General features: G+C 71.3%; 4 protein-coding genes and 1 tRNA gene. 2 read left to right on the top strand and 3 right to left on the bottom strand.

Going from position 1 to position 3087, the window contains the following annotated elements:
* Nucleotides 1-700: phosphoenolpyruvate carboxykinase domain-containing protein (locus Q7T52_RS05115; protein ID WP_304800035.1), on the top strand; the 700-nt coding region annotated here is incomplete at its 5' end.
* A gap of 126 nt (nucleotides 701-826) precedes the next feature.
* Entirely contained in the window at nucleotides 827-1834 is a 1008-nt protein-coding gene (locus tag Q7T52_RS05110) for a LuxR family transcriptional regulator (protein WP_304800033.1), read from the top strand.
* Nucleotides 1835-1876: 42 nt separating this feature from the next.
* On the opposite strand, the gene Q7T52_RS05105 is transcribed toward Q7T52_RS05110, so the two are convergent.
* The 3 genes from Q7T52_RS05105 to Q7T52_RS05095 all read right to left on the bottom strand — a co-directional run bounded on the left by Q7T52_RS05105 (nucleotide 1877) and on the right by Q7T52_RS05095 (nucleotide 2975).
* Nucleotides 1877-2080 carry a hypothetical protein gene (locus tag Q7T52_RS05105; protein WP_304800031.1) on the bottom strand — a complete coding sequence of 68 codons (204 nt, stop codon included), beginning with the start codon at nucleotides 2078-2080 and terminating at the stop codon, nucleotides 1877-1879.
* Between the two features lie 278 nt (nucleotides 2081-2358).
* Nucleotides 2359-2449, bottom strand: a tRNA-Ser gene (locus Q7T52_RS05100).
* Nucleotides 2450-2519: 70 nt separating this feature from the next.
* Complete coding sequence (locus tag Q7T52_RS05095; RefSeq protein WP_304800029.1) at nucleotides 2520-2975, bottom strand: hypothetical protein; 456 nt, start codon at nucleotides 2973-2975, stop codon at nucleotides 2520-2522.
* Nucleotides 2976-3087 lie beyond the last annotated feature (112 nt).

The following is a 3087-nucleotide window of genomic DNA, read 5'->3' as shown; positions in this document are numbered from 1 at the left end:
GTGGACCCCCGAGTCCGACTTCTACTCGAGCCACCCCATCAGCCGCTACTGCACCCCGATCAAGCAGGGCGACATCCTCGGTGCCGAGTTCGACGACGCGCGCGGCGTCCCGATCGACGCGATCCTCTTCGGCGGCCGCCGCAAGACGACCGTCCCGCTCGTCTTCGAGGCGCGCGACTGGGCGCACGGCACGTTCCTCGGCGCGACCCTGTCGTCCGAGACGACCGCCGCCGCGGTCGGCGCGACCGGCATCGTGCGCCGCGACCCGATGGCCATGCTGCCGTTCATCGGCTACAACGCCGGCGACTACTTCAGCCACTGGATCAACATCGGCAAGGACAACGACGAGGCCAAGCTGCCGCGGATCTTCTACGTCAACTGGTTCCGCCGCGACGACGAGGGCGGCTTCCTGTGGCCCGGCTTCGGCGAGAACAGCCGCGTCCTCAAGTGGGTCGTCGAGCGCATCGACGGCCAGGCCGCCGCGGTCGAGACCCCCATCGGCCACGTGCCGGCGCCGGGCTCGCTCGACGTCGACGGACTCGACATGACGCCGGAGGCCCTCGAGGCCGCGCTGGCCGTCGACCCCGAGGAGTGGAAGGCCGAGCTCCCGCAGATCCAGGAGTGGTTCGAGAAGTTCGGCGACGACCTGCCGGCCGTCCTCTGGACCGAGCTCGACGGCCTCAAGGCCCGCCTGTCCTGACGACGTCACCCGTCGTACGACGGCCCCTCACCCGTTTGCGGGTGGGGGGCCGTCCTCGTCGGTAGCATCGATCAGGACCGGACCGGCGCCAGGGACAGCGCACCGAGGACGAGAGGGACACGGGACATGACGTACGGCCCTGACGACCGTGCGCTCTTCGCCGATGGCGCCGCGACCCTCTACGACGAGATCGTCATGAACGAGGGCATCGCCGCCGCCGACGCCCGTGTGGCCGAGGGCGGGCCCGACCGGGCGCCCTTCGAGCTGCTCGTCGAGCTCGGCCTCCTCCAGCTCGACAAGACCGTCGACCGCTGGATCCCCGAGGACCCCAACACGGTCCAGTCCCGGGTCGTCTCGCCGCTGAGCCAGCAGGCCGCGCAGCTGCTCGAGGAGTCCTCGCAGTGGGCCCGCGCGTTCGGGTCACTCAGCCAGTCGTGGCGCCGATCCCCGCTCTCGCAGGCACGCGGGCCGTTCACCTACCTCCACCTCGACGCGATCGGGCCGTTCCTGGCCGGCCTCGTCTCCGAGGTCGAGGAGGAGATGCTCACCGCGCAGCCGCAGGCCGGCCGCGACGCCGCGTCACTCGCCGCGGCCGCCCTGCGCGACACGGCGGCGCTCGAGCGCGGCATCTCGATGCGCACCCTCTACCAGCACAGCGCCCGCCGCAGCGCGTTCACGGCCAAGTACGTCGCCGCCGTCTCCGCGCGTGGCGCCGAGGTACGCACGCTGGACGAGTTCTTCAACCGGATGATCGTCGTCGACCGCCGGGTCGCCGTGATCCCCGCCAGCGACGACCTCAAGAGCGCGGTCGCGGTCCGGGAGCCGTCGGTGGTGACCTACCTCGTCGACATCTTCGAGCGCTCGTGGGAGCGCGGCCGTCCGTTCACCAACCGCGAGTCGACCACGCTCAAGGACATCGCCGCCGAGCAGCGCGCGATGACGATCCGGATGCTCATCGAGGGCCACTCCGACCCGGTCAGCGCCAAGCGCCTGGGCGTCAGTCCGCGGACCTACGCCGGCTACGTCGCCGACCTCAAGGCGGAGTACGAGCAGGAGACCCGGTTCCAGCTGGGCTACGCGATGGGCCAGGCCGGGGTCTCCGGCCAGGAGCCCGTCAACGACGACGACGCCTGACCCCCTTGCGGGGGCCGGCGCCGTCGTCGAGGTGCTGGACGCTCAGGGAGCGTCGGGGTCCTGCGTGTCGGACGCGGGGTCCGGGTCGGCCGGCGGGGTGTCGTCGTCCGACACGGTGCCGCGGCACTGGCCGCCGCAACCCCAGCTGGAGTCGCCGGCGTGGGCCGCCGGGGCAGCCAGGCCGATCATGGACGTGGCCACCGCAGTGGCGGCCAGGGTCAGGGAGAGCTTGCGCGCGAGCTTCATGAGTTCCACACCTTCGGGTCTCGGGCCCACGGAATGGCCCGTGATCGTATTGTCGGATGCCAGGTCTGCGTTGTCAGACGTTTGGCAGTGCAGGTTCGTGCATTGCAGCGATGTGCAAAGAGTTGCAGTCCGAGACCTGCGCGTCGGACCGTCGTGTTCCCAGGGTCCCGGCGGCCCAAACCTCGCGAACCACGCGTTTCCAGATTTCTTTCCCGCCCTCTTGGGGCGCACCGCCGGCCCGCCCCCAGCGACAACGCTGGAGGCGGACGTTCCGGCGGCGGAGGCGGAGGGATTTGAACCCTCGATGGGGTTGTAGCCCCAAACCCGCTTAGCAGGCGGGCGCCATAGACCGGACTAGGCGACGCCTCCTCGCTGCCCTGCACTCACGACAGCGGCCTCAGGCTACAAGGCACCCGCGGAACGGGGCCAATCGGTTGCGTCAGGGACGTCCGGCGGCGCGGTCGAGGCGCGTGCGTACGTCGTCGGCGAACCGCTCCCGGTCGACCGCCAGCATCTCGACCGGGATCGACGTGGTCGTCCCGTCGTGGCGGCGCAGGACCAGGCACGGCACGTCGCGGGGGTGGGCGGTGGCCGCCTCGCTGACCTCGTCCCAGCGACCCTCGGCGACGCCCACGCCGCGCACGAACCGGACGCGGTAGCCCGACTCGGTGAGCCGGACGACGTAGGCGCGCGACCGCAGCCAGCTCGCCGTGGCGAGGACGGCCACCAGGCCGACGACGACGGCGACCACGACCAGGTCGGCCGGCCACGACAGCACGAGCGACGCCGCGGTGAAGGCGAAGGCGAGCACGGCCAGCAGCACCAGCCCGAGCCCGACCAGGCGCGCCGCGAACGCCGGAGCGAGGCGGTAGTCGGTGTCGGAGGTCTCGGCCATGGACTCATCCTCTCGCGCGGTTGCCTCCGGGCACGCAGCCGGTCATGCTCGTGAAGTCCGTCACCCCCACGGACGGAAGGGTCACCATGTCATCGCCGAGGTCAACGACGAG

The sequence above is a fragment of the Nocardioides sp. genome, assembly GCF_030655615.1.
Lineage (GTDB): Bacteria > Actinomycetota > Actinomycetes > Propionibacteriales > Nocardioidaceae > Nocardioides.
This window is presented reverse-complemented; position numbering and strand designations above follow the sequence as displayed.